The 25,079-nt window shown below is 41.4% G+C and carries 25 protein-coding genes and 3 pseudogenes; 14 read left to right on the top strand and 14 right to left on the bottom strand.

The window, feature by feature from the left end; all coding sequences use genetic code 11:
* The first annotated feature begins 6 nt into the window (after window positions 1-6).
* From KA717_14980 to KA717_14970, 3 genes and pseudogenes are all read left to right on the top strand, one after another.
* On the top strand, window positions 7-135 hold the full coding sequence (locus KA717_14980) for an IS1-like element transposase (protein ID UXE63760.1): 129 nt from the start codon (window positions 7-9) through the stop codon (window positions 133-135).
* Between the two features lie 74 nt (window positions 136-209).
* A complete protein-coding gene (locus KA717_14975; GenBank protein ID UXE63759.1) occupies window positions 210-608 on the top strand; it encodes an IS1 family transposase in 399 nt (132 codons plus the stop codon).
* A gap of 122 nt (window positions 609-730) precedes the next feature.
* Window positions 731-2,068 (top strand): annotated as a pseudogene (locus tag KA717_14970) (IS5 family transposase).
* 895 nt (window positions 2,069-2,963) lie between these two features.
* Here KA717_14970 and KA717_14965 read toward each other — a convergent pair.
* On the bottom strand, window positions 2,964-3,347 hold the full coding sequence (locus KA717_14965) for an IS1634 family transposase (GenBank protein UXE63758.1): 384 nt from the start codon (window positions 3,345-3,347) through the stop codon (window positions 2,964-2,966).
* Between the two features lie 60 nt (window positions 3,348-3,407).
* On the opposite strand from KA717_14965, the gene KA717_14960 reads away from it, so the two are divergent.
* The 4 genes from KA717_14960 (at window position 3,408) to KA717_14945 (ending at window position 5,943) form a co-directional block, all read left to right on the top strand.
* Entirely contained in the window at window positions 3,408-4,013 is a 606-nt protein-coding gene (locus tag KA717_14960) for a hypothetical protein (GenBank protein UXE63757.1), read from the top strand.
* A 76-nt stretch (window positions 4,014-4,089) separates the two neighbouring features.
* Entirely contained in the window at window positions 4,090-4,773 is a 684-nt protein-coding gene (locus KA717_14955) for a hypothetical protein (protein ID UXE63756.1), read from the top strand.
* 255 nt (window positions 4,774-5,028) lie between these two features.
* Window positions 5,029-5,391 carry a hypothetical protein gene (locus KA717_14950; protein UXE63755.1) on the top strand — a complete coding sequence of 121 codons (363 nt, stop codon included), beginning with the start codon at window positions 5,029-5,031 and terminating at the stop codon, window positions 5,389-5,391.
* 21 nt (window positions 5,392-5,412) lie between these two features.
* Entirely contained in the window at window positions 5,413-5,943 is a 531-nt protein-coding gene (locus KA717_14945) for a hypothetical protein (GenBank protein UXE63754.1), read from the top strand.
* A gap of 226 nt (window positions 5,944-6,169) precedes the next feature.
* On the opposite strand, the pseudogene KA717_14940 reads toward KA717_14945, so the two are convergent.
* From KA717_14940 to rpsF, 4 genes and pseudogenes are all read right to left on the bottom strand, one after another.
* Window positions 6,170-7,506 (bottom strand): annotated as a pseudogene (locus KA717_14940) (IS5 family transposase).
* A gap of 479 nt (window positions 7,507-7,985) precedes the next feature.
* Entirely contained in the window at window positions 7,986-8,450 is a 465-nt protein-coding gene (aroQ, locus tag KA717_14935; protein ID UXE63753.1) for a type II 3-dehydroquinate dehydratase, read from the bottom strand.
* 36 nt (window positions 8,451-8,486) lie between these two features.
* Window positions 8,487-8,627, bottom strand: coding sequence for a hypothetical protein (locus KA717_14930; GenBank protein UXE63752.1), 141 nt, complete (start codon window positions 8,625-8,627; stop codon window positions 8,487-8,489).
* A 235-nt stretch (window positions 8,628-8,862) separates the two neighbouring features.
* Window positions 8,863-9,225, bottom strand: a complete 363-nt coding sequence (gene rpsF / locus KA717_14925) for a 30S ribosomal protein S6 (GenBank protein UXE63751.1) — start codon at window positions 9,223-9,225, stop codon at window positions 8,863-8,865.
* 182 nt (window positions 9,226-9,407) lie between these two features.
* Here rpsF and KA717_14920 point away from each other — a divergent pair, with 182 nt between their 5' ends.
* Entirely contained in the window at window positions 9,408-10,190 is a 783-nt protein-coding gene (locus tag KA717_14920) for a fumarylacetoacetate hydrolase family protein (GenBank protein UXE63750.1), read from the top strand.
* A 45-nt stretch (window positions 10,191-10,235) separates the two neighbouring features.
* Here the strand turns inward: KA717_14920 and KA717_14915 are convergent, their stop codons facing one another.
* Window positions 10,236-11,030, bottom strand: coding sequence for a glutathione S-transferase family protein (locus KA717_14915; GenBank protein ID UXE63749.1), 795 nt, complete (start codon window positions 11,028-11,030; stop codon window positions 10,236-10,238).
* A 191-nt stretch (window positions 11,031-11,221) separates the two neighbouring features.
* Between KA717_14915 and dapF the strand changes: the two genes are divergently transcribed.
* Window positions 11,222-12,076 carry a diaminopimelate epimerase gene (dapF, locus tag KA717_14910; protein UXE63748.1) on the top strand — a complete coding sequence of 285 codons (855 nt, stop codon included), beginning with the start codon at window positions 11,222-11,224 and terminating at the stop codon, window positions 12,074-12,076.
* Window positions 12,077-12,325: 249 nt separating this feature from the next.
* A complete protein-coding gene (gene corA, locus KA717_14905; protein ID UXE63747.1) occupies window positions 12,326-13,480 on the top strand; it encodes a magnesium/cobalt transporter CorA in 1,155 nt (384 codons plus the stop codon).
* Between the two features lie 3 nt (window positions 13,481-13,483).
* Here the strand turns inward: corA and recN are convergent, their stop codons facing one another.
* The gene (gene recN / locus KA717_14900) at window positions 13,484-15,244 is read right to left on the bottom strand and encodes a DNA repair protein RecN (GenBank protein ID UXE63746.1); all 1,761 of its coding nucleotides are present in this window, start codon (window positions 15,242-15,244) and stop codon (window positions 13,484-13,486) included.
* 486 nt (window positions 15,245-15,730) lie between these two features.
* On the bottom strand, window positions 15,731-16,627 hold the full coding sequence (locus tag KA717_14895) for an IS110 family transposase (GenBank protein ID UXE63745.1): 897 nt from the start codon (window positions 16,625-16,627) through the stop codon (window positions 15,731-15,733).
* A 131-nt stretch (window positions 16,628-16,758) separates the two neighbouring features.
* Here KA717_14895 and KA717_14890 point away from each other — a divergent pair.
* Window positions 16,759-18,040 (top strand): annotated as a pseudogene (locus tag KA717_14890) (ISKra4 family transposase).
* Window positions 18,041-18,368: 328 nt separating this feature from the next.
* Here the strand turns inward: KA717_14890 and KA717_14885 are convergent.
* The gene (locus KA717_14885) at window positions 18,369-18,752 is read right to left on the bottom strand and encodes a DUF4346 domain-containing protein (GenBank protein ID UXE63744.1); all 384 of its coding nucleotides are present in this window, start codon (window positions 18,750-18,752) and stop codon (window positions 18,369-18,371) included.
* Window positions 18,753-18,901: 149 nt separating this feature from the next.
* A complete protein-coding gene (locus KA717_14880; GenBank protein ID UXE63743.1) occupies window positions 18,902-19,543 on the bottom strand; it encodes a Uma2 family endonuclease in 642 nt (213 codons plus the stop codon).
* A gap of 285 nt (window positions 19,544-19,828) precedes the next feature.
* On the opposite strand from KA717_14880, the gene KA717_14875 reads away from it, so the two are divergent.
* From KA717_14875 to KA717_14865, 3 genes are all read left to right on the top strand, one after another.
* Window positions 19,829-20,362 (top strand): hypothetical protein, encoded by a 534-nt coding sequence (locus KA717_14875; GenBank protein UXE63742.1) that lies wholly within the window; start codon window positions 19,829-19,831, stop codon window positions 20,360-20,362.
* Window positions 20,363-20,577: 215 nt separating this feature from the next.
* Window positions 20,578-20,955 (top strand): DUF433 domain-containing protein, encoded by a 378-nt coding sequence (locus tag KA717_14870; protein UXE63741.1) that lies wholly within the window; start codon window positions 20,578-20,580, stop codon window positions 20,953-20,955.
* Complete coding sequence (locus KA717_14865; GenBank protein ID UXE63740.1) at window positions 20,952-21,347, top strand: ACP S-malonyltransferase; 396 nt, start codon at window positions 20,952-20,954, stop codon at window positions 21,345-21,347. The genes KA717_14870 and KA717_14865 overlap by 4 nt, the downstream gene beginning before the upstream one ends.
* A gap of 95 nt (window positions 21,348-21,442) precedes the next feature.
* Here KA717_14865 and KA717_14860 read toward each other — a convergent pair whose 3' ends face one another.
* The 4 genes from KA717_14860 to KA717_14845 form a co-directional block, all read right to left on the bottom strand.
* Window positions 21,443-21,724, bottom strand: a complete 282-nt coding sequence (locus KA717_14860) for a type II toxin-antitoxin system Phd/YefM family antitoxin (protein ID UXE63739.1) — start codon at window positions 21,722-21,724, stop codon at window positions 21,443-21,445.
* A complete protein-coding gene (locus KA717_14855) occupies window positions 21,721-22,044 on the bottom strand; it encodes a type II toxin-antitoxin system RelE/ParE family toxin (GenBank protein ID UXE63738.1) in 324 nt (107 codons plus the stop codon). Before KA717_14855 ends, KA717_14860 begins: the two co-directional genes overlap by 4 nt.
* Before the next feature lie 183 nt (window positions 22,045-22,227).
* Window positions 22,228-24,021, bottom strand: coding sequence for a pyruvate kinase (pyk, locus tag KA717_14850; GenBank protein ID UXE63737.1), 1,794 nt, complete (start codon window positions 24,019-24,021; stop codon window positions 22,228-22,230).
* Between the two features lie 118 nt (window positions 24,022-24,139).
* Window positions 24,140-25,000 (bottom strand): ATP-binding protein, encoded by an 861-nt coding sequence (locus tag KA717_14845; protein ID UXE63736.1) that lies wholly within the window; start codon window positions 24,998-25,000, stop codon window positions 24,140-24,142.
* Window positions 25,001-25,079 lie beyond the last annotated feature (79 nt).

Genomic DNA, 25,079 nt, shown 5'->3' with positions numbered 1-25,079 from the left:
GGTTATTTGCCAGAAGTAAAGGAAAAGATTGCCGAAATGGCAATGAATGGTAGTGGCATAAGGGATACAGCCCGTGTGCTGAGGATTAGTCCATCAACAGTGATTAGTGAACTAAAAAAAAAGAGTCTAGTTTAGTATTCGCCAACGAAAAAAAACTAGCAGAACTGGAACCCAGTCAGAGTATTGTAACGCTCTGCCAATGGAATGACGTGGAAGCAGAACTCGACGAAATGTGGGGTTTTGTGAAGAGCAAAAAAGAGCAAAGATGGTTATGGCACGCTATTGATCATAAGACAGGTGAGATATTAGCTTATGTTTTGTCTGGTCACAAAGACGAAGCATTTCTAAGGCTAAAAGAGTTGTTAGAACCTTTTGGTATTACTCAATATTATACAGATGGATGGGGGGCTTACGAACGACATATTGAGCCAGCATTGCATGAGGTGGGTAAGTATAATACTCAAAAAATCGAACGAAAGCACTTGACATTGAGAACTCGAATAAAGAGATTAGCGAGAAAAACGATTTGTTTCTCCAAATCTATTGTGATGCACGATATTGTCCTTGGATTATTTATCAATCGCTTTGAATTTGGATGTCTTATTTAGGGCTTGCTGAAAAAAGCTGAAACCTTTACGGAGAAAAATAGTAGGCGAATTAAGAACCGCTAGAATGCACGAAAATAGGGTAGAATGCCTCAAAACCATTGCATTAAGAAGAGAGAAAGCAGATGTACCGAAAGCAACAGTACTCAATTGAAACACCAGAAAACTTGAAAAATCTGTTCGGCGGGCAGTTAGACGAAGAAAATCGTTGGATAGAAATGTCAAAAATGATTCCCTGGGAAGAATATGAGGAAGAATATGCAAAAAACTTCACAGAAAAAAAAGGAGCCCCAGCCAAATCATTTAGAATGGCATTAGGAGCATTAATTATCAAAGAAATTTCAGGAAAAAGTGACAGAGAAACAGTAGAACAAATAAAAGAGAACCCTTATTTACAGTACTTTATAGGAATGGAAAGCTATAGTAGCAAAGAAGCATTTAATGCGTCAATGATGGTTCATTTTCGTAAAAAAATAGGAATGGAATTAATAAATAAAATTAATAAAGAAATAGAAAAAAAAGCGACGGTTGTAGCGTCAGAAAAAAAAGAAAATGAAGGAAAGTTATTGTTAGATGCGACTTGTACACCAGCAGATATAAAATATCCAACGGATATAGGAATATTGAATGATGCCAGAGAAAAAACAGAAAAAATAATAGATAAGCTGTATGAAGAAATAAAAGAGAAAAGGAAAGAAAAGCCGAGGACTTATAGGGAAGTGGCAAGAAAAGAGTACTTAGCCATAGCAAAAAAACGTCGTGTGTCAAAAAAAGAAAGAAGAAAAGGAACAAAAAAACAACTAGGATATATAAAAAGAAACTTGTCTCATATAGAAAAAATGATAGAAGAGGGAGCAAAGTTAGAAAAACTAACGAAAAAAGAGCAAGAAGAGCTTGTAACGATAGGAAAAGTGTATGAGCAACAGTTAGAAATGTATGAAAAAAAGACAAATAAAGTAGAAAACAGAATCGTGAGTGTAAGCCAACCTCACGTGCGTCCAATAGTGCGTGGAAAAGCGGGAAAAGCAGTAGAGTTTGGAGCTAAAATATCGGCAAGTAATGTGAATGGCTTTGTCTTCTTAGACAAATTAAGTTGGGATAATTACAACGAATCGGGAGATTTACAAGCGCGAATAGAAGAATATAAAAGGGAAACAGGATGTTATCCGGAATCGGTTCATGTGGATAAAATCTATCGAACAAAAGCGAATCGAGCTTATTGTAAAGAAAGGGATATAAGAATGAGTGGTCCCCGATTGGGAAGACCGCCGAAAGAGGTGAGCAAAGAAAAAAAGAAAGAGGCACGCTCAGATGAAAGAGTGCGTAATGCCATTGAGGGTAAATTCGGACAGGGAAAGAGGAAATTTAGTCTTGGTCGAGTGATGGCCAAACTACCTGAGACCTCGGAAACGGTAATTGCGATGAACTTTTTGGTAATGAATCTTTCTACTCTACTTCAGAAGACAAAAAGTAAAAAGTTGTAGAGTCGTTTTTCTTGTGAAAAATGGTGTTAATTTTCCTCTCTTTTGTGAGGAGTGATTTGTGTTGACCTTTTTAGACAGAAAGGAACAATAGATTAAACAAAATCTGTATTTTGATTTGTTTCCATAAGGATAAGTTATCTATGCTTTTTCAGTCCATACTTCCCTAACCCACATTTCTTTCGTTTTTTGACTTTTTCAGCAAGCCCTATTTAGATGTGCTTCCACAGATTCAGAACACTACCGGAAACTGTGATTGCAATGAACTTTTTGGTAATGAATCTTTCTACTCTACTTCAGAAGACAAAGAAGGAAGCAAAAAGTAAGAAGTTGTAGAGTCGTTTTTCTTCTGAAAAATGGTGTTAATTTTCTTCTCTTTTGTGAGGAGTGACTTTTGCTGACCTTTTTAGAAATAAAGGGACAATAGATTAAACAAAATCTGTATTTTAACTTCTTTCTATAAGGATAAGTTATCTGTTCTTTTTCAGTCCATACTTCCCTAACCCACATTTCCTTCGTTTTTTGACTTTTTCAGCAAGCCCTATTTAGGAGGATTTGACTTAAGAAGCGTACCCATTTTAACCAAGATATTTAAACTGGTTATTGGGTTATACAAACTATTCTATGATCCTGTGTATGAGGAGATAGTAAGCAAATGTCAAGAAATTGAGTCTCAAAGCCAGGGCAAACGCATCTAAATTCTAGACTCCTTATCTGATAAGACTTTCAGCGTTTCATAAAAAATCAATCATGATCTCGGAAACCCTTATCCAGCCTACCTTTCAAAAATAAGATGCGTTCGCCCTGACTTGAGACCGACTTGGGCATCAAAGGAAAATCAGGCATTCTCCAATCAATCCCACATTCCGCAGGTAAGTCAAGAGACAAAGTAGTACTTTTGGCATGAAGAGCCAAGAAAGGAAAGAATATGTTTGTGTTTGGAGGTCAAATTAACGATAGTTTGAATGCCGTCAATCTCTAACCAACGGATAAACAGAAAAGACTGAAAGACCCAAAGCAGAGTGGGAATGGCGGTCGGTTTACCCTTTTGATTAGGAATAGTCTGATGGGCAAGAGCCAAAGCCTGTCGTAGGCGACGTTGTGCCAAAGTATAAACCAATAAAGAGACAACCATAATCATCATCAAAGCCATAATGCGTTGAGGATTCTTGAGAAAAAGAGCAGAGGCAAAAAAGAAAGGGTCTTTGAGAAAGCGAAAGCCGCGCTCGGTGTTTTGTTGAGCCTTATATTCAGCCAACATCTGGTCGGGACCAGCAATTCTAAATTTAAGGCGAGGTAAGGGTTGTAGAAAACAGGGATAATGGGAAAGGACAACAAGGGAGACAGAGAGGAAGAAAAGATGCAAGGAATAATCAGTATGGCTGGTCTGATAGCGTACTTGGTAGCAAGTATAGAGAAAATGAAAGACCCTCGCCAACCCAGTCCAAATACAACCTACAGCCTAAAAGATGCGGTACTAGGTGGTTTCAGCCTGTTTCTAATGCAATGTGAATCATTCCTAGAACATCAAAGACAACTGCATAGTCGCAACGGTAGGGATAATCTTCAAACTCTATTCGGTGCCATCAAAATACCTAGTGACAATCAAATCCGCAATATCCTGGATAAAATCAAAGCCAATTCGTTATTTGTGGTGTTTAGTGACATTTATCAACTACTAAAGACCAGAGGAATATTGACTCGGTATGAGGTGTTAGACAAGCAATTACTAATTCCGCTAGATGGCACAGAGTATTTCTCCTCCCAAAATATCCACTGTGAGCAATGTTCCCATCGAACCCATAAAAACGGGACAGTGACTTACTTTCATTCGGCAATCTTACCGGTAATTGTCTCACCTCAGCAAAAAGCGGTGATTAGTCTTGACCCTGAATTTATTACCCCTCAAGATGGTCACGAGAAATAGGACTGTGAGGTAGCGGCGGCAAAACGTTGGCTCCACAGACATCGAGAATTCTTTGACCCGTTTAGCGTTACTATGATTGGGGGATGACCTCTATAGTCGTCAACCGATGTGCGAAGAGGCTCTTCAAAACCACTTTCACTATCTCTTTGTCTGTTTGCCTGAATCTCACCCCACTCTTTATGAGTTTTTGGACTATGCCGAGAAGATTGGAGAGGTTTACTCTTTCCATGAGCGTCGTCGTCATGGTCGCGATTGGCATGATTATCATTATCGTTGGACTTATCACTTGCCCCTAAGAGATGGTTCCGCCGCCCTCAATACTCATTGGTTCGAGGTTACCGTTACTCGCCGTTCTGATGGTCAGGTTCTCTTTCACAACGATTGGATTACCGACCTTTTTCCCCAAGCCGATAACATTGTTGAGTTAGTCAGTGTCGCTCGCTCTCGTTGGAAAACCGAAAATGAGAACCATAATACTCTTAAGACTCAGGGCTACCATCTAGAACACAATTTTGGACATGGTGACCACCATCTTGCTACCTTTTTGCTCACCTTAAATTTACTGGCTTTCTTGTTTCACACCGTTTTACAGCTTTTAGATGAGTCCTACCAACGTATCCGACTACTTTTAGGGACTCGAAGATGCTTTTTTTCCCATTTACGTACTCTTACTACCTATTTTGTCTTTGATAGCTGGCAACACCTTCTTGATTTTATGCTTGAGCCATTTGACTCTCTGCCCGCCACTAATTCCTCCTGATTTTTCAAATTTAGAATTGCTGGGTCGGGACTCAAAACCTGAGAATCAAGAACATTAGTAGCTAAAATAAAACGTCCAGCCCGTTTAGATGCGGCTTCCAAGCAAGAGGGAACTGGTATCGTCTGATCAAAGTTGGAAAAAGTTATGGTGTAAGGCTTTGAGAAAATAGAAAAATAGTTTAAGACTAGACATCGGCCCGTTTTTATTATACTATTATTATTGTCATTATATCAAAGAAAAAGGAAACAGAAAACAATGTCAATATTAAAGAAAAGCTATATGAAAATCCTGAATGATGTTGGCTTGTGCCAAGAGAAAGAGGATGCCTTATTCAAGAAAAACTGTCCTCATTGCTATAGTGAAAATGTAAAAATACATTCTCATTATCAAACGAAAGGTAACGGGGAACGTAAAATGTTCATTTGTCAAGAATGTAGTTCTTGTTTTGCTGAGACTTATGGTAGCGTAATCGCTGGCTTAGAAACCCCATTAAGTGAAATTGTAAAAGTATTAAAAGCCAGAATGGAAGGAATAGGATTGAATGCAGCAGCCCGAGTATTCGGCTACGCGAAAACAACAATATTGAATTGGGAAAAGAAATTATCAGGATTACAATAGACATTATTTTTATACGCCTTAGTGAATGAATTTGTTAAATTAGTAATAGAAGGGGATGAACTATACACAAAAGTTGGAAAAAATAAAGAAGCAAGTGCCTCTGAGGGTTGGACAATCGTGCTCATGGACAGGGCTAGCCGCTTTATTTGGCATTTAAAATGTGGTCGAAAAGAGCAGAAATTATTTCTAGAAGCAATGATGACGGTAGCGGAATTATTTGAAAGGAGTGCAGAATCTCTCCAGTTATTTACAGATGGAGAAAAGCGATATAGTCAACTGCTATTTAATATTTGTCACGAAGTATTAAGGACTGGAAAGCGAGGTCGTCCCACCAAAGTATTACCGAAGGGTCTTGTAGTAAGACTAAAAAATAAGAGTAGTAAACGTCGAGATTCTGAGGGTAAACTAAAGAAAGTAGAAACTCCGAAACCAGAACATCCAGAGACAACAGAAAAACCAGAAGAAAAGGACGTCCATGCCAACCACGTTGAGGCATTTAATAGTGCTATCCGACGCTATTTAGCCGCCTTTCGTCGTCGTACAAATACTTAGGGCTTGCTGAAAAAGTCAAAAAACGAAAGAAATGTGGGTTAGGGAAGTATGGACTGAAAAAGCATAGATAACTTATCCTTATGGAAACAAATCAAAATACAGATTTTGTTTAATCTATTGTTCCTTTCTGTCTAAAAAGGTCAACACAAATCACTCCTCACAAAAGAGAGGAAAATTAACACCATTTTTCACAAGAAAAACGACTCTACAACTTTTTACTTTTTGTCTTCTGAAGTAGAGTAGAAAGATTCATTACCAAAAAGTTCATCGCAATTACCGTTTCCGAGGTCTCAGGTAGTTTGGCCATCACTCGACCAAGACTAAATTTCCTCTTTCCCTGTCCGAATTTACCCTCAATGGCATTACGCACTCTTTCATCTGAGCGTGCCTCTTTCTTTTTTTCTTTGCTCACCTCTTTCGGCGGTCTTCCCAATCGGGGACCACTCATTCTTATATCCCTTTCTTTACAATAAGCTCGATTCGCTTTTGTTCGATAGATTTTATCCACATGAACCGATTCCGGATAACATCCTGTTTCCCTTTTATATTCTTCTATTCGCGCTTGTAAATCTCCCGATTCGTTGTAATTATCCCAACTTAATTTGTCTAAGAAGACAAAGCCATTCACATTACTTGCCGATATTTTAGCTCCAAACTCTACTGCTTTTCCCGCTTTTCCACGCACTATTGGACGCACGTGAGGTTGGCTTACACTCACAATTCTGTTTTCTACTTTATTTGTCTTTTTTTCATACATTTCTAACTGTTGCTCATACACTTTTCCTATCGTTACAAGCTCTTCTTGCTCTTTTTTCGTTAGTTTTTCTAACTTTGCTCCCTCTTCTATCATTTTTTCTATATGAGACAAGTTTCTTTTTATATATCCTAGTTGTTTTTTTGTTCCTTTTCTTCTTTCTTTTTTTGACACACGACGTTTTTTTGCTATGGCTAAGTACTCTTTTCTTGCCACTTCCCTATAAGTCCTCGGCTTTTCTTTCCTTTTCTCTTTTATTTCTTCATACAGCTTATCTATTATTTTTTCTGTTTTTTCTCTGGCATCATTCAATATTCCTATATCCGTTGGATATTTTATATCTGCTGGTGTACAAGTCGCATCTAACAATAACTTTCCTTCATTTTCTTTTTTTTCTGACGCTACACCCGTCGCTTTTTTTCTATTTCTTTATTAATTTTATTTATTAATTCCATTCCTATTTTTTTACGAAAATGAACCATCATTGACGCATTAAATGCTTCTTTGCTACTATAGCTTTCCATTCCTATAAAGTACTGTAAATAAGGGTTCTCTTTTATTTGTTCTACTGTTTCTCTGTCACTTTTTCCTGAAATTTCTTTGATAATTAATGCTCCTAATGCCATTCTAAATGATTTGGCTGGGGCTCCTTTTTTTTCTGTGAAGTTTTTTGCATATTCTTCCTCATATTCTTCCCAAAGAATCATTTTTGACATTTCTATCCAACGATTTTCTTCGTCTAACTGCCCGCCGAACAGATTTTTCAAGTTTTCTGGTGTTTCAATTGAGTACTGTTGCTTTCGGTACATCTGCTTTCTCTCTTCTTAATGCAATGGTTTTGAGGCATTCTACCCTATTTTCGTGCATTCTAGCGGTTCTTAATTCGCCTACTATTTTTCTCCGTAAAGGTTTCAGCTTTTTTCAGCAAGCCCTATGTAGCGATCGCTAATTTCTGTTCGATCCGTATCATCTTGTCAAAAAAGAACCGCCCCGAAGGACGGCACAAGCGATTTTTCGTGTGTGAGGAGAACATTGCATCGAGTTGCGCGAATTTCTTGCCTCACTGTATATAAAATTTTAGTCTAAAACTTCCGTGCCTAGGTTCACCCAATGGGATGATCGCCTCTAAATCTCCTGACAAATGCCCTGACTCCAGGCCTATTTCCCCACCACTTCTCTGGCCCAGCGTTAATTTCTCTTGTAAAAGACGGTTTTGACAACTTTGGCAATTTTAGAACCATTCTTGAAATTAACCAAATTTTTTAACAATTCCTGCCCTAGACTAAATTTAGCTTTTAACGCCCCTAGGGTTAAGTAATAAATAATCAATCAAAGCCTGAAGTCCCAGATAATAGCTATTCGCACCAAAACCACTGATCTGTCCGATGGCGATCGGGGCAATGTAGGAATGATGTCGAAAAGTTTCCCGTTGATAAATATTACTCAGGTGAACCTCTACCGTCGGGATTTTAACTGCACTGAGGGCATCTCGAATGGCTACACTCGTGTGGGTATAGGCCCCCGCATTAATCATGATTCCTTGATGTTGGTTCAGGGCCGCCTGTATGTGATCCACTAAAACCCCTTCCTGGTTTGATTGAGCGATCGCCAGAGCAGCCCCGTTCTGATCAGCAATTTCTGCTAAACGTTGATTAATACTGGCTAGGGTCAGAGATCCATAAATATGGGGTTCCCGTTGGCCGAGCAGATTCAAATTTGGGCCATGCAATACTAATAAGCTTAACAATGGCAAAGCTTGATCAGACACTCCGATAAGGGGGGAAGTTAACTAACGATGACGACGGTGAGGTTCCTTGACAGGAATGGGAATCAACTCAGGCTCCGGTTCTGCCTGGGGGCCAAGCAAATGTTCAATCAGCTTTTGGGCTAATTCTCTGAGCTTTTCAATTAATTTGTCCAAGTAGTCCATCAGACAGACGGCTCCTGTGTACTGTAGCTTTCTTCTAGAAAGTCTCAGACCTTTTATCTGCACGGGGAAACTTGCGAAACACTGTGGGTAAACGGTTAATCCCGCAGAGCACTTCCCTTTCCTTAAGATTGTGTGAGACGAGTTACGGTAGGTAAAACCCTGACCAAAACTAGCCTAACACAATTTTTCTGGCAATGGAGATAGCCAATGTCAACATTCTCCAACGGATAAGGGCTTAAACTTGGGCAGGAACAGGGGCAATAATCGGAGGGGCAATGGCGTTTGGAACTTCAACTTCAGCGATCGCGGGTTTATCCGATAATTTAATCGTTAAGAAACGAATGACTTCATCACCTAGACGCATGGCCCGTTCTAGGGGAGCAACCTGTTTGCCATCACCTCGGTAATTCAAGAGCAGATAAATTCCATCTTGAAACTTGCCGATTGGGTAGGCTAAACGACGCTTACCCCAGACTTTGATGGTTAATTCTTCGGTGTTATATTGGGCTAAAAATTCTTGGTATTTGGTAACTTCCTGTTGTACAAGATCTTCCGAGAGATCAGGACGCAGGATTACCATCATTTCGTAGGGGGTCATGGGAAAACGTTCTCCTTATGGACAAATAGGCTTCTTTGTCAATGCTGAAAAAATCTTACAAAGATTTGTGATCAAGCATTCATTATTGAAGCAAGGATTGTCTATGATACTACGATAGGATAGTTTATCGCTAGACAACTGCAATTCTTTTTTTGATCAGACCGTAATGGTTTCTTGCTTCTATGGCGCAACGCTATGTCCGTATTCAAAGCCAGGATCAACAGTTGTATTATGGGTTGCTCCAACCGAATCGTTCTGTTGAAGTCCTCGATCAAGCTCCCTGGTTAGGGGGGAAATCTACTGGTCTGGTTTTGGCCGAGTCCGATTATAGGCTTCTGTCGCCCTGTACTCCTTCTAAGATTATTGCGGTGGGTCGTAACTATCCCGCCCATGCAGCCGAATTAGGGAATAGTGTCCCGCCAGAACCCTTACTTTTTTTAAAGCCGCCTACGGCGATCGCGGCCCATGGCCAGACCGTTTTTTATCCGGCTCAATCTCAACGGGTGGATTACGAAGGAGAATTAGCGTTAGTAATCGGTGCGACCACCAAGGATTGCTCCGTAGAAGCGGCCAGTAGCATAATTTGGGGCTATACCATTGCCAATGATATTACCGCTAGGGACTTACAACGTCAGGATAGTCAATGGACGAGAGCCAAAGGATTTGACGGTTTTTGTCCCCTGGGCCCCTGGATCATCCGTGATTTAACCATCGATGCGCGTCTGCAAACCTTTGTCAATGAAGAAACTGTCCCTCGACAGTCGGCCAAAATCAATGAGATGGTTTTTTCCCCCGCCGTTTTGGTGTCCTATATTTCTCAGATTATGACCCTCCTGCCTGGCGATATCATCTTGACGGGAACCCCAGAAGGGATTGGCCCTTTGCAAGTGGGGGACACCGTTCGCATTGAAATTGAAGGCATTGGTTCTCTAGAAACCGCGATCGCCGTTAAGCAGAAGACATAAAAAGAAAAGCTCTAAGCTCTAAGACGGAGGATTTGTGATTGACCATTAATCATCAATCGTAATCACCGTGGGATTATCAGGACTAGCAGGGGAATGGTTAGAGACTTTACGGAAATGGCTATACAGGCGATCGCGCCATTCAAAGAAAGGCAAATAAGAACTGTGATCAGCCAAACCAGGAATGCCCTTTGCCTTTAACTCTGCTGGAATATTGATGTAGTCTCCCGCCGGAAATTTGATAATCATACTCAAACCCGCCACCGTAAAATCCGCTAAAGTCGGTTCATTGCCCACTAGATAGGGCTGATGTTGCAAAATGAGACTCAGGGCTTCTAAATCCTGTTTTAAACCGCGCATGGCCTCTTTGACCGCATCTGCCCCAAAACCAATGCCCGTACCGAGAAGATCTAGCATTTCAGAGGGGACGGCTCCCACCAGATTTTTCAGGAAACTGGGGGTTTCTTTGGGTAACACGGAAGTCCGAAAGTTAGGATTTTGATTTAAGGCCCCAATGAAAGCTTTACGACCTTTTAAGCCAATCGATTCATCAGCCCATTCTTCAATTAACAAACATTGACCACGCAGCACGGGATCAGTGGGAATTAAGGGTTTTTCTGGAAATTTCCGATCTAGATAAAAAGCAATTTCCGTTGAGTCAGCGATCACCGTCTCGCCATCTTTCAATACTGGCACTTTTGATTGTCCAGATAAACGCAATAGCTCTAATTGTCCGACCCCTGGAACCACTTCAATTTTGCGATATTCTAACCCTTTATAATCTAGAATAAAACGAACTTTTTCTGAATATTGAGACAATTCAAATTGATAGAGTTCTAACATGGTGTTTGGAGAATTTTTTGCATCTAGACAATAATGGAGAAGAGTTGACTACCCACATTGGACTCAACAAAAGTTAACATAACATAGAAAGCGTTTATCTTGTCAGGTGATTGTGATACAACTCAAAACAGACTGACGGACAGGCTCATCGGCTCCATTCTTCTTTTTTAATTGTCCCTGGTGGTTTTTCTATGTCCCTTGCTTTTACCAAATATCATGGTCTCGGTAATGACTTTGTTCTGATTGATAATCGTCATAGTGCGACCCCTTGTCTAACCCCAGAGCAAGCCATCCAAATCTGCGATCGCCATTTTGGGGTGGGGGCAGATGGAGTTATTTTCGCGCTACCTGGTCAAGATGACACGGACTATACCATGCGGATCTATAACGCAGATGGTTCAGAACCAGAAATGTGTGGTAACGGTATTCGTTGTTTAGCGCGATTTCTGGCGGAATTAGAGGGTCAGGAACGGGTGGGCAAATCCTACCGCATTCACACTTTAGCTGGAGTGATCACGCCTCAAATAGAAGCGGCTGGACAAGTTCGGGTGGATATGGGCCAACCCTATCTGCTCGCCTCAGAAATCCCGACAACTTTGGCTAACCCAACCGAAAAAGTGATTAATCTGCCCTTAGACGTGGCCGGACAAACCTGGGCTGTCACCTGTGTGAGTATGGGCAATCCTCACTGTATTACATTTGTCGAAGATGTCAATGCCATTCCCCTGGAAATAATCGGCCCTCAATTTGAACATCATCCCGTCTTTCCCCAACGCACTAATACGGAATTTATTCAGGTGGTGGCCCCCGATTACCTCAAAATGCGGGTCTGGGAACGGGGGGCTGGCATTACCCTTGCCTGTGGGACAGGAGCCTGTGCATCAGTAGTTGCTGGAGTTTTGACAGGGAAAAGCGATCGCCGTTGTATAGTAGAATTGCCTGGGGGCTGTCTGGTAATTGAATGGTCAGACAGTGAGCAACGAATTTATATGACTGGGCCAGCCCAACGGGTTTTTACAGGAACATACAACCTGCTAGTTTCTTAACGCAACCATTACCTCAATCGGGTATTAATCAAGATCAAGCCCGTTTTTGTTAAGACTTGGTTTTTTCTCCGTTTCTGAACTTCAGATTCAGCGCAAATCACTACGGACAATGCCATCTTAATAAAAACTAATTATTAATCGTTATGAAGGGTCATGGGCGAAAAAATGACTCTCGAAAATGGGTGGAGCATTCCTCCTCTGCTCTGGCTGCTTAATCAGGTTCACCTCTCTTTTTAATCAGGAAAGCCTATGACTCAATCACGCCTCAATCCAGAACTCCTGCTGCGTCAATTACCAACGGAAGCACCAGAAGAGGAAGAGGATTATTTTGACTATTTTTATGATGAACCAGGGAGTGAACCAGGCACCCTCAGCATTGAACCCGATGCCCAACCCTCCAAAATTATTCTGATTGATTATAGTTCCGATCATGCCATTCGCAAATCAGATTTAACGCCCAATGCCTTGCGTCCTTATTTAGGGACAAATACCGTTTCCTGGATGGATATTCGTGGTTTAGGGAGTGAAGAAATTTTAAAGCAAGTGGGGGAAATTTTTAAATTACATCCCCTCCTATTAGAAGATGTGGTCAATGTTCCACAACGTTCCAAGGTGGAAGATTATCATGATCATATTATGATTATTGCCCATCGTGTCCGTCCGAATCGAGAAGAAGATGGTTTTGAAAGTGAGCAGGTGAGTTTTGTTTTAGGAAAACGCTATTTATTAACCTTCCAAGAAGCGGAAATGGCCGATTGTTTTGATCCTGTCCGCGATCGCATCCGAGCCAACCAGGGCAAAGTCTGTCAGGAAGGGCCAGATTATTTAGTTTATTTATTACTGGATATGTTAATTGATGAATATTTTCCTCTCTTGGAAGACTATGAGGCTAGAATTGAGGCCTTAGAAGATACCATCATTCGTCATCCCGATGGAGAATTAATGGAAGAAATTTATAATATTCGTCGGGAATTATTGGCTCTACGACGCTTAATTTGGCCACTACGTCACGTTATGAATGTGTTACTCAGGGATATTAATCCTTTAATTAGCACGGAGTCCCGCATCTATTTTCGAGATTGTCATGATCACATTATTCAAGTTTTGGATATTATTGAAGCCTATCGAGAACTAGCGGCCAGTTTAATGGAAGTTTATATGACCTCGATGAGTAATAAAATGAATGAAGTCATGAAATTTTTAACGGTTATTTCGACGATTTTTATTCCTTTAACCTTTATTGCCGGTGTTTATGGGATGAACTTTGAAGAAATGCCCGAATTAAAGTCTCCCTACGGCTATATTGGCACCTGGATTGTGATGTTAACGATCGCCTTTGGTTCCCTCTTTTTCTTTTGGCGTAGGGGTTGGCTCAAACCCTCCTATCGGATCAAGGAAGATTGATCTTTAGGCTTGTTTTTGGCGATAAATTTCGGCCTTGTTTAGTAATGACTGGGCAAAGGTGAGGGCTTCCTGGGCAGAATGACCACCGGCCAATTGAGCTAGTTCTTCCTGACGGTGTTGCGAGGTGATTAAGGGCGTAATTCGTACCACTGTCCGAATGTCTGATAATGGATCGGCTTCGAGGTTGAGATCCATCGGTAAACTACTTTCTTCAATAATGGTTTTATCGACTCGAAAATGCTGATCCGCTAAAGCCGCTACCAAAGGTTGATGGGTGACACAGAGTACCTGTTGCCGTTGACTTAAATGATACAATTTATCGGCGATCGCTTGAGCCACTTTACCGGAAACCCCGACATCAATTTCATCAAAGATTAAGGTTTGGGAAACGGACTCAGCCAGACTAAAACAGGCTTTTAAGGCTAAGAGAAAACGACTCATTTCACCGCCCGAAGCTGTTGTGGAAAGGGGCTGAATCTTTTCGCCAGGATTAGGACTAAAGTAAAAAATCACCTGATCGGCTCCCGTGACTTGGGGCGGAATGGGGTTAATTTGACAGGCAAAAATGACTTTTTCCATGGCCAAGGGTTTTAATTGCTGCACCAATTCTTGCTCTAGCTGACGGGCAGTTTGTTGTCGCAGTTGAGTTAAAATCGCACATTCTTTTTCTAGGGTAACTTTGGCTTTTTCCGTGGCCTGTTCTAAGACTTCTAGGGATTGTTCTTGATCATTAATTTGCTGTTCTTCGCTTTCTAATTTTTGCCAATAGGCGATCGCTTCGGTGAGACTGGGACCATACTTGCGACAAAGCCGTTTTAAGAGTAATAAACGTTCTTCTACTTCTGCTAACCGTTGGGGATCGGCTTCCAGGTGATTACCATAGACATTTAATTGCTGCCCTGTTTCGATCACTTGAGTGGTGGCATTACGGAGCATTTCTAACAAGGATTCCAGCCCACTGTCATAGCGAATCATGTCCTGAACAATACCTTCAGCTTGGGCCAATAAATCGGCAACGGCATTGTCGCCCCGATCATTTTGGTAAAGCAATTGATAGGCTTGATAACTTAATTGCTGTAGCTCAACCACATGGGAAAGGCGATCGCGTTCCTGTTCCAGGGTTTCCCATTCATCGGCATCGGACAGTTGCGCTTCTCGTAATTCCTTGAGTTGATATTCTAAAATATCCAGTCGTTGTAATCGATCTTTTTCAGACTGACGACGGGCTTCTAGGGCCTGCACTGAACTTTGGTATTGATGATAGGCCGTTTCCACTGTGGCCCGTTGTGCTAATTGGGGTTTACCACCGTAGAGGTCTAATAACTTGCGCTGTACTGACGAATCCATTAATTGGACGGTTTGGCCCTGGGCGGTGATCTCTACCAACTTTTCTCGCAGTTCGGCCAACAGTTGACGATTGACCACGACTCCGTTCACCCTAGAGCGCGATCGCAGCGAATCCCCTGTTAACATCAACTCACGGCTACAAATTAAACTATCAGTCTCTAACGATTCAATTTCCTGGGAAATAAGCCAGGCTTCCAAAACCGGCGTAATCTGAAAAGTGGCCTCAATCTGACTATAGTGGCTTCCTTGACGAATCACCCGACCATTGACTTTACCACCCAACAAAATATCAATGGCATCTAAAATAATCGACTTACCAGCCCCCGTTTCCCCAGTCAGCACATTTAAACCCTGACCAAACCCTAATTCCAGGTGATCAATGAGGGCAAAATTCTTAATCCGCAGGAAAGACAGCATAGTTTGTTTCAGTGGTTTTGATGGGCAATTTCAGCAATACTATACCAAATTAAATAAAGAGCTTTGCCGATGTTTGATCCCCCTGCCTTCGGCTTCCCCCCTTAAAAAGGCTACCGTGTACACACAAGTTATAGAATCACCCATAGCTCCCCTTTGAAAGCTATCCATTATCCAGAAGTCTCTGAAACCCTTACTGAGTCTCGATCCCCCCCAACCCCCCTTAAAAAGGGGGGAGAAGATGAAAAGCTTGCTGTGTATGGCTTTGAGTTTTTTAATTAGGAGATTTGCGTAACGAACAGCTTTGAAAGAGGGAAGACAAATTAAAGGTTTGAAGTCCCCCTTTTTAAGGGGGATTTAGCGATTATCTTGTTTGTCAAGGCCTTGATAGGATCGCTATCAAATAAAATTAGTCAAAACAAACAACTCATCCTCATACAACTCGTCAGAGAATGAGTTATGTTAACTCTTTCAACCAATATCAGAGAATTAGCACGCTTGCAGTTTTTCCTCCTTTGTCTCTATATTTTCAGGACATCGCCAAGGTTTTTGACTCTTGACTATAGCATGAAGAAATCCCAATAGCTTATGAGCGCAGGCAATTAAAGCTACTTTTTTGGCCTTACCTGCCTGGAGCAATTTTTGATAAAACGCCTTAATTACCGGATTGTGTTGTATTGCCACTAGGGCTGACATATACAGCACGGCACGCACCCTTGCTCGTCCACCGATAATACGTCGTTTTCCTCGCATTTGCCCACTGTCACAGTTCATGGGAGCAATTCCCACTAGACTCGACAGTTTCTTCAATGGTAGCTCTCCTAATTCTGGCAACATTGATAGCAAGGTCACGGCCGTTACTCTGCCCACTCCAGGTACACTGGTTAATAGCTCATACTGCTTTTTACTCTCTTCGTTGTCTTGCCGCAGTTGGTCTATCTGCTCATCCATTCCTTTTATCCTTTGTTTGAGCCATTGAATATTAGTCTCAATGTCAGCTTTCGCCGTGCTACTACGAACACTGTGCGCTCGTTTTTGTTCACTGTTTAGCATTTCCACTAACTGACTACGACGATTGACCAAATCGGATAAAGCTACTTGAGATTCTGATGCTAACGGTTTTGGGCTTGGTTGCAAGGCTTCTCCAAAATGGGCTAATACCTCGGCATCTATTTTGTCCGTTTTCGCTAGACGACCTGATGCCTTGGCAAAATCTCTGGCTCTTTTGGGATTAATCACTGCTACCTTGAATTCCTCTTTTTGCAGCTTGTGAGCCACTCCTCTTTCCATTCCTCCTGTTGATTCGATGATGATTAACTCAATTTTGTATTTTTTGAGTTGTTCGCTTAATTCCTGCCAGCCTGACTCTTGATTGGTTACTTGCAAAACCTTATTCGCTGGACGTAAAGCTATGTCCAACTTGGCTTTGCTGACGTCTATACCGGGTGTGACCTTTAGTTGATGAAGGAAAAGAAAAGTGTTAACATGAGATGAAAAGTGACAAAGAGGAAACAATGATGACAGCAAAACTAATTAATGTAGAGGGTTCAAAGATAAAAATAGAACTAACATTAGAACTCAGTCGTTCAATGTTGGATACAGAAATAAATATTCAAAAAGGCTTAAACGAAGTAGGTTGCATCGCCAGCAAAGAAGCCTTGAAATATTTAGATACAGATGGTTCACCCTTAAAAATCGGTGAAGAAATCTGGAAGAGTAAGGGAGAGCAACCGAAAGAATATCAAACACCTTATGGTGAGGTTATAGTGAATCGTCATGTATATCAGCGTTCACCTTTGAGGAAAAACGTATTGCCCCTTAGAAAGAGAAGCAAGGATAATCATAACATCAACGCCATTATTGGCAAAACAGGTATCCTCAAAAATGTCAGGGATGGCAGGCAAAGAGGTGAAAAATGATTTATTAGAAAATCATGGTAGAAAAGTAGCGCTATCCTATATCCAAAGATTGAGTGAAGCAGTAGGAAGTGTGGTACAGGCAAAAGAAGAAGCGTGGAGTTATGCCCCGCCCAAGGAGGATAGCCAAATTGCAACAGTGGGAATAGGATTAGATGGAACCTGTATGCTGATGTGTGAGGATGGCTACCGTGAAGCAATGGTGGGAACCGTTTCCCTATACGATAGTGAGGGAGAACGTCAACAGACAATCTATCTAGGTGCGGCACCAGAGTACGGAAAAAAGAGTTTTCTAGAAAGATTGGAAAGAGAAATTGAGCGAGCGAAAAACCGTTATCCAGAGGCAAAATTTGTCGGTATAGCAGATGGTGCAGAATCAAATTGGAAGTTTTTAGAAAAGCAGACGGAAGAACAGATATTAGATTTCTATCATGCCTCTGGTTACTTAGGAGCGTTGGCAGAAGCGTTGCATCCGAATACCGTGTCAAAACAAAAAGAATGGTTGACTGAAAATTGTCGAGAACTCAAGCATGAAAAAGGAAAAGCAGGAGAACTGCTAAATCTGATGAAAGAAGTCAAAGAAGAAAAAAGTCATTCTAAGAATCTTACCGAGAAACTACAAGCGGCGATTACTTATTACGAGAATCATCAGCATCAAATGGATTATGCTGAATACTTAGAGAAAAAGTATCCGATTGGTTCAGGTGTTACGGAAGCAGCTTGTAAGACGTTGGTCAAACAACGATTATGTTGTTCAGGAATGCGATGGAAGGAAAAAGGAGCAGGAATTATTTTGAGCCTACGAGCTTTGGTATTGACCAAGGAACGATGGAGTCAATTTTGGGCAAAACTTGATCAATATGGGTTCCCTGTAGAACCCTGATTACAACAGCTTTTATCAACTAAAGGTCGCACCCTCTATACCAACCCATTGGCTTGCTACTTGAGTTTCCATGCTTTTACCCCTTTACTTTGAGTTTTTATCTTCATTACTCGACCTTGTTCACTACGGGTTCGTGACCCTCTCGATTTTTCGAGTTTTTGAAGGATTGATGAGTGGCGACCTAGACTAAATCTCGGCTTTTATAACCAAGGGGGAATCGGTCTACCACTCTTCCTTTAAGATACAAGGGGGATCAAACCTCAAAGCGTGTCTTTTTTTAAGATGTGTGTACACAGTAGCTAAAAAAGGGGGGCTAGGGGGGATAGTGTTAATCCTGAATATACTCGTTTCCCTGAATAAGAGCCAACTCTGCTCGTACCAATTCTCGTCCTAAGTAGGCCGCATGATTGAGCATGGTGATCGGACAATCAGGCATTTTTTCAAAAAGCTGAACGCAGAGTTCTTTGGCTGTTCGACCCTGAAGGGTCAGAGTCGGTTGACGTTCCACTACTCCTTTACAAGGAATGATTTCCCCTGTTTCTGGATCAACGGCCAAGCCTTGTTCATTAATGGCGTTGCTGTAATGTTTTAGCCCAATGAGTTGGCTTTGAGAGTCAATATAAATAATCCAATAGCCACCTGGGTCGAGATCAATATAACGATTTGATAATTGATCGTCGATGTTTTTTATCGACTCTAATAATGGTGTCATAGCAATAATTTTTATGTCTTTAAGTAACTGGATAGTTTTTGCTCTAAGGATTTGTAACCCAAACCCCTACAAAATACACACCCTTCATTCTAGTCGTATTTTAGATATTATAACACTGATTTATGACGGTAAGATTGGTTTGGTAAAAGCTACTTTAAAATATCCTCCTCAAATGCTCGTAGAGCAACACTAGAACCTTTAAACCAAGCCATCTCGACATAGTTGGGAAATAGGGTTTTAATGTCCCAATGTTTAAATAAATTACTTTGACTTTTTTCCTGATAATCATCATTTTCAAAAATATAAATTTTTAAGTCACCAGGAGAATAAATCCACAGTTCTGGAATTGCTAAGGGGGAATAAGAACCAAGATTTGTAACGGAAGTAAAATCTACCTCGATCGCTAAATCAGGAGGAGGATCAACCGTTAAGTTAATGCGTTCTTTACCTAAAATGACTTGACGATTTTCAATATAAAAACAAGTATCAGGTTCGACTCCAGCCCGTTGCAATTGTTTAAGGGTAATCGGATCAAAACAGTCCCAATCCTTACCCTCAAAATTTAATAGGGCTTTAACTAAATCTCTGAGGGTATCAACTCGTTTTCCGTGACTAGCGAGGGGAGATATAAGACGAATTTCTTGAGTTTTAGCGTTGAAATAGAGTTTGGGCAAGTTTTTGTCTTGACGGATAGCCAACAGGTCTTCGTAGTCTTCCCAGGTTTTGTGTCTAAGAATGATTTCACTACCTGCTTCTAGGCTTAAGGTTTCAGGACTGATGGTGATTAACATAATCTTTGATTAAGTGGTGATCGCCTTTACAATTTAAACACCTATCTATTTAGCTTCATTTAGATAGCACAAAAAAGCCCGATTTATTTTTTAGATGGTAAAGTTTCTAGCCTACAGATTATACCTCTACTCTGTAGGGGATTTGAACACAAAGTGCTGTAAATTGCCTCAAAACGGAAAAAGGTTTTGTAATGCCAAAAGTTTAAAAACATCGCTCAATTGAGGAGACAAACATGACATTAGCAAATCTTATCGGAAAGTCCGTAATGGGGGGGGGTAACACTTATGGGTCTATCCCTGCTTTCCCAACCCGCCCAGGCTCTCAACTGGAATTTCTCTTATACGCTGAACGACGGTGGTGTCTTTACAGGGACATATATCACTGATGGTAGTAGTCCTGCTGCTACTGATACCGTTTACAACGTGACAGGCATTTCTGGTACTATCACCAAGGGCGGAACTACTGTTTCGATTTCAGGAATCAATAGTAATAGTCCAGTATTTACAGGTAACAACACGTTTAAGTGGGATGGGACTGGGATTGGTGTTAAAGAATGGGGAATAAAATTCGATGATACTAATGGTGGTAGCTACAACCTAACGGGGCTTGATCCCACCGACTCCTCTTACGTTTTCACTGGCCTAGGTATTTATAAAAGTCCTCAGGGGATTAGCGATGGTGACATAGTCACTTCTAGTTTCGCACCTGCTACGGCTGTACCTTGGGAAACGGACGCTCTTCCCGTTGTTGGTAGCACGATTCTCTTCGGCGCGGGGCTGTGGGCTAAACGGAAATTTGCCAAACCTTTACAAAAGTAATGCCCCCTAAATCCCCCAATTCTGGGGGAAAAGCCCCCTCAATCCCCCAATTCTGGGGGACTTTGAATAGATTTTTGGAGTCAAAATGTTAATCAGTTATCACTGTTATTAATTATCAACTATCAAATTATTCATTATTAACTATTAATTAATTGGCGATCGCTTTTTGTTTCTTCTGAGCTAACATGGAATTAACGATAGAGCATTTAATTGATATGTCTTTAACCTTCAGTGAGCCAGCAATTATTATTCGTACAGAGCGAGGATTGGCGATCGCAGGTACTCGAATAACGCTTTATGATGTCATGGATTATGTGACAGAAAACTATCCACCCAAGTTTATCCGCGCCATGTTAGGGCTGACCGATGAACAGGTAGCTGCTGCCCTATTTTATATTGAGACACATCGAGCAGAAGTTGAGACAGAATATCAGTTCATTTTAAAAGAAGCCGAAGAACTACAAAAATATTACGAAGAAGAAAATCGCGATCGCGTTACTCGTATTGCGGCTAAACCACCAAAACCAGGCAGAGAAGAAATTCGCGCAAAACTTGAAGCTGAAAAAGCCAAATTAATGACATCACGAACATGAATTTTCTAGTGGATCATAATTTGCGGGGGCATTCTGTAATTTTGGCGGGATGCCTTGCAGCGAGTGGTTGGCTAGACTTAATCTCAATTTGCTTTGTTCTGTTTGAAGAAGTTGGATTAGCAGACACCAGTGATGATCGTGTTGTTTGGCATTATGCTCAAGCCCATCATATGATTTTGATCACGGCTAATCGAAGCATGAAGGGAGAAAATTCCTTAGAACAAGTGATGCGGGAAGAAAACACACCAACGTCATTACCTGTGGTGACAATTGCCCGTATTGATCGACTACTTGTAGAGCCAGATTATCGGGAGCGTTGCGTTAATCGTTTGGTAGATATTGTCGTTGATATTGAGGATTATCAGGGGGCAAGAAGGATTTTTATTCCGTGAATCTCTGATAAAAACTAATCGGCGATCGCTTTTTTATTTTCACAGTTAAGAGGCGATCGCTTGTTAGAATTAGAAAAACTTAAGAGGCAATCAGTTCATAATTCTGGGTCTTCAACCGAATTCTTGACTCTTGCCCAAAACGTATCTGTTGTTAATCCTTCACCTATTTTGATACTTTGACGAGATTGATTCAAGATAGTTTGTAGTTCGGATGAATGAGATAATAACAAACTCTCCAAATCATCATCGTCAATGGGAGCAATCAGTAAAGCGATCGCCTTACCATTGCAAGTAATCACGATTGGCCCCTGATTTTGAGCCTGTTCTACATAGGTACTTAGTGGTTCTTGTACATCTACAAGAGGAATCTTTTTCATAATCCAATTTCATCTCCGCCAATAATTAATTTATTTCTATTTTTGACACCAATAGCCAAAATAAGAACTATTTTTTCTACTTCATCAACGTCATAGAATACCCGAAAACAGTTTTTAGATCCGAATCTAAGTTCCCAAGTTGCCTCAAATGGGGCAGGGGGTTTTAATAGTTTGCGGTTCCGAGTAGAGTCTAAAGGGTTGTAGGTTAATTGTTGAGAGATCGTTTCCCGAATTAAGTTGTGATACTTTTTATCAATGACTCGTAGGTGATCGATAACTTCAGGAGCAAAAATTAAAGAAAAAATGAATTCTTGTGTCATTGAACAATATTATAGTTAAATTTCTCAAAAAATGAGCTAATTAATTCTAAAATTTGGTCGCTGACCACGCAATACCTTTTGGCGATCGCATTTTTATTCTCACGGTAAGAGGCGATCGCGTTTTGGTCTTCAGGGTTAAGAGTTAAGAGGCGATCGCGTTGACTCAAATAGGGAAGCTCAAATCTAGGGTAAAGAATTATTGTTACTACTGATCATGCCTGGCATTGTTCCCGAATAAACCAATCCTTTCTGAGCATCTAGGGTTAAAATAGCTCCTTCCCGAATGATTTGAGTGGCATTTTTAAAACCGACAATAACTGGAACGCCTAAACGAAGACCAATAATGGCAGCATGACTGGTTAAGCTGGATTCTTCGGTGATAATACCGGCGGCTCTACGCATAATCTCGACAAAATCTGCACTGGTCGCAGGAACCACAAGAATTTCACCCGCACCGAATTGACCAAGATCCTTAGAAGATTGAGCAACCCTGGCACAACCCGTTACCGCCCCTTGGCCAATACCAACACCGCGTCCGAGAACAGCCTTAACCACTTCCACTTTAATGAGATCGGTAGAACCAGCTACGCCCTGAAGGGTTCCAGCCGTCATCACCACCAAATCTCCATCCTTGAGAAAATGACTTTCCTGGGCCACATTAATTGCCGCTTGAAAGGTTTGACTGGTGGAAGGTAATTCTAAGACTAATAGGGGTTTTACGCCCCAGACCAATTGCAATTGACGCGAGACATCGACGTGGGGGGTGATGGCTAGAATAGGCGTTTTAGGACGGAATTTGGAAACGTTACGGGCCGTCGCGCCGGTTTTCGTCAAGGTCATAATGGCTGCGGCCTGGAGGGTTTCCGCAATATTGCTAACGGCAGCAGAAATGGCATTGGGAATAGAGTTTCTGAGAGCAGAGGTTTGTTTGTTGTTAATTTCTTCCTGTTCAATGCGTTCGGCAATGGTGGCCATCATGGCCACTGCTTCTACAGGAAATTTACCGATCGCCGTTTCATTGGAGAGCATAACCGCATCGGTGCCATCCAGAATTGCATTGGCTACATCGGACACTTCAGCACGGGTAGGACGGGGATTACTAACCATGCTATCGAGCATTTGAGTTGCGGTAATAACAGGAATGCCTAAACGGTTAGAAGTGGCAATCAGTCGCTTTTGCAGAATCGGTACATCTTCGGCGGGCAATTCTACGCCCAGATCGCCCCGTGCCACCATCACCCCATCACATTTTTCTAGGACTGCATCCATGTCGGCGATCGCTTCGTGTTTCTCAATTTTAGCGATGACCGGAATGGACTTACCCGCACTAGCAATCAACCCTTTAATTTCTTCAATGTCTTCAGGATTCCGCACAAAACTGAGAGCAATCCAATCCACCCCCTGATCCAAGCCAAACATTAAATCTTCTTTATCTTTATCTGTGAGAGCCTTGACCGACAGATAAACCCCTGGAAAATTAACCCCTTTATTACTCGATAGGGTTCCCCCCACCACAACACGACAATATAGATCTTTTTGTTCTTTATCAATCTTCTCGACCCGCATTTCTAGCTTGCCATCATCGAGTAAAATTCTGGCTCCCTCTGGCACTTCTTCGGCTAAATTGTCGTAGCTAATCGAGCTAATTTCCTGACAACAGGCCACTTTTCGACTGGTTAGGATAAAGGGATCGCCTGTCTTTAGTTCAATGGATTGAGTTTCATTGAGAAATTTACCGACCCGAATTTTAGGCCCTTGTAAATCCTGGAGGATGCCCACCGGCTGGTTTAATTCAAATGCTGTTTGACGAATTAAACGAATGCTATTGTGGTGATATTCGTGATCGCCGTGAGAAAAGTTTAAACGAAAGGTCGTTGCCCCAGCTTGAATAAGTTTTCTAAGTACTTCTTTACTTTGCGTAGCCGGGCCGATGGTGGCCACAATCTTTGTACGGCGAGGTAACGGAGAAGTTTGCATGATAAATCAATAGGGGGCAATAAGTAATAATACTAGGCACAGACGTTATTGGCTAGGTTTCTCCATTATCAGGGAAGATTGTCCCCATCGTCATTCAAGTTGTAAAGCTGCCATTGGCTCAAATTTCTACAGTAAAAATAGAACCCTGGGGCTGATTAGGGGCGATCGCCAAGGTTCCTCCCTGAGCTTCGACGGCCATTTTACAGAAGGCTAAACCTAAACCAATTTGAGAGACATTAGCTTTAACGGTTCCGATTTCAAACTTTTTAAAGATGTCCTGGGTTCTTTCGGGACTGACCCCTGGCCCCTGATCAATGACCTGAATACGGAGATGATTTTCGGGTAAATACTCAATTCTGAGACGGACTTGGCTATTCGACGGCGAGAATTTTAGGGCATTAGAAAGTAAATTTTCAATCACACGATGCAGAATAATCTCATCAATAACGATGCTGCTTTTGGGGTTAGGGAGATCTCCTGTTAGCTCAATCTTCTGGGTATTAGCGAATAATTCAAAATCGTTTAAAATGGCTGTCCCTAGCTCATATAAATCCGTTGGCACGGGATTAAACAGAATTTTGCCTGATTCTAGTTTGGCCATTAGCAGTAAACTATCAATCATATTTTGCAGGCGTTTACCAGAGGTTAAAATTTGCTCTGCTTTTTTGATCAAAATAGCTTTGGTGCTTGGACGATCGCTGTATTTTTTAATAATTTCTGCCGATAGAAGCATGGCTAATAAAGGATTACGCAAATCGTGAATAATCATATTGGACATATCTTCTCGTAGAGTGAGAGCTTCCTCGCGCAATTTCACCAGTTCTTCAAGTTCAAGATTTTTTTGTCGAAGTTGAGCCTCTGCTTGTTTGCGATCGCTAATATCAAGATGGATCCCAATTATGGTTGTAGGATTACCCTGTTCGTCTCTGATCACGATCCCGTAGGCTTTAATAAAACGAATACTGCCATTGGGACGCACGATCCGAAATTCAGGCTCATACTCGGCTTCTCCTGAGAGGGCTTGCTGGAGGGGTGTGACCTTTAGTTGATGAAGGAAA

It is taken from the genome of Woronichinia naegeliana WA131 (assembly GCA_025370055.1).
Classification (GTDB): Bacteria; Cyanobacteriota; Cyanobacteriia; order Cyanobacteriales; family Microcystaceae; genus Woronichinia; species Woronichinia naegeliana.
The sequence above is the reverse complement of the archived record's forward strand: the minus strand, read 5'-3'. Positions and strand labels throughout refer to the sequence as shown.

What these genes read in the sequence shown, in the direction of transcription:
- KA717_14865 (UXE63740.1), top strand. Translation starts at nt 20,952, where the DNA reads ATGAATTTTCTAGTGGATCATAATTTGCGGGGGCATTCTGTAATTTTG.
- KA717_14870 (UXE63741.1), top strand. Translation starts at nt 20,578, where the DNA reads ATGTCTTTAACCTTCAGTGAGCCAGCAATTATTATTCGTACAGAGCGA.
- KA717_14920 (UXE63750.1), top strand. Translation starts at nt 9,408, where the DNA reads ATGGCGCAACGCTATGTCCGTATTCAAAGCCAGGATCAACAGTTGTAT.
- KA717_14930 (UXE63752.1), bottom strand. Translation starts at nt 8,627, where the DNA reads ATGGACTACTTGGACAAATTAATTGAAAAGCTCAGAGAATTAGCCCAA.
- KA717_14880 (UXE63743.1), bottom strand. Translation starts at nt 19,543, where the DNA reads ATGTTAATCACCATCAGTCCTGAAACCTTAAGCCTAGAAGCAGGTAGT.
- rpsF (UXE63751.1), bottom strand. Translation starts at nt 9,225, where the DNA reads ATGACCCCCTACGAAATGATGGTAATCCTGCGTCCTGATCTCTCGGAA.
- pyk (UXE63737.1), bottom strand. Translation starts at nt 24,021, where the DNA reads ATGCAAACTTCTCCGTTACCTCGCCGTACAAAGATTGTGGCCACCATC.
- KA717_14915 (UXE63749.1), bottom strand. Translation starts at nt 11,030, where the DNA reads ATGTTAGAACTCTATCAATTTGAATTGTCTCAATATTCAGAAAAAGTT.
- KA717_14965 (UXE63758.1), bottom strand. Translation starts at nt 3,347, where the DNA reads ATGTTGGCTGAATATAAGGCTCAACAAAACACCGAGCGCGGCTTTCGC.
- KA717_14855 (UXE63738.1), bottom strand. Translation starts at nt 22,044, where the DNA reads ATGACACAAGAATTCATTTTTTCTTTAATTTTTGCTCCTGAAGTTATC.
- recN (UXE63746.1), bottom strand. Translation starts at nt 15,244, where the DNA reads ATGCTGTCTTTCCTGCGGATTAAGAATTTTGCCCTCATTGATCACCTG.
- KA717_14950 (UXE63755.1), top strand. Translation starts at nt 5,029, where the DNA reads ATGTCAATATTAAAGAAAAGCTATATGAAAATCCTGAATGATGTTGGC.
- KA717_14885 (UXE63744.1), bottom strand. Translation starts at nt 18,752, where the DNA reads ATGACACCATTATTAGAGTCGATAAAAAACATCGACGATCAATTATCA.
- dapF (UXE63748.1), top strand. Translation starts at nt 11,222, where the DNA reads ATGTCCCTTGCTTTTACCAAATATCATGGTCTCGGTAATGACTTTGTT.
- corA (UXE63747.1), top strand. Translation starts at nt 12,326, where the DNA reads ATGACTCAATCACGCCTCAATCCAGAACTCCTGCTGCGTCAATTACCA.
- KA717_14860 (UXE63739.1), bottom strand. Translation starts at nt 21,724, where the DNA reads ATGAAAAAGATTCCTCTTGTAGATGTACAAGAACCACTAAGTACCTAT.
- KA717_14960 (UXE63757.1), top strand. Translation starts at nt 3,408, where the DNA reads ATGGGAAAGGACAACAAGGGAGACAGAGAGGAAGAAAAGATGCAAGGA.
- KA717_14875 (UXE63742.1), top strand. Translation starts at nt 19,829, where the DNA reads ATGGGTCTATCCCTGCTTTCCCAACCCGCCCAGGCTCTCAACTGGAAT.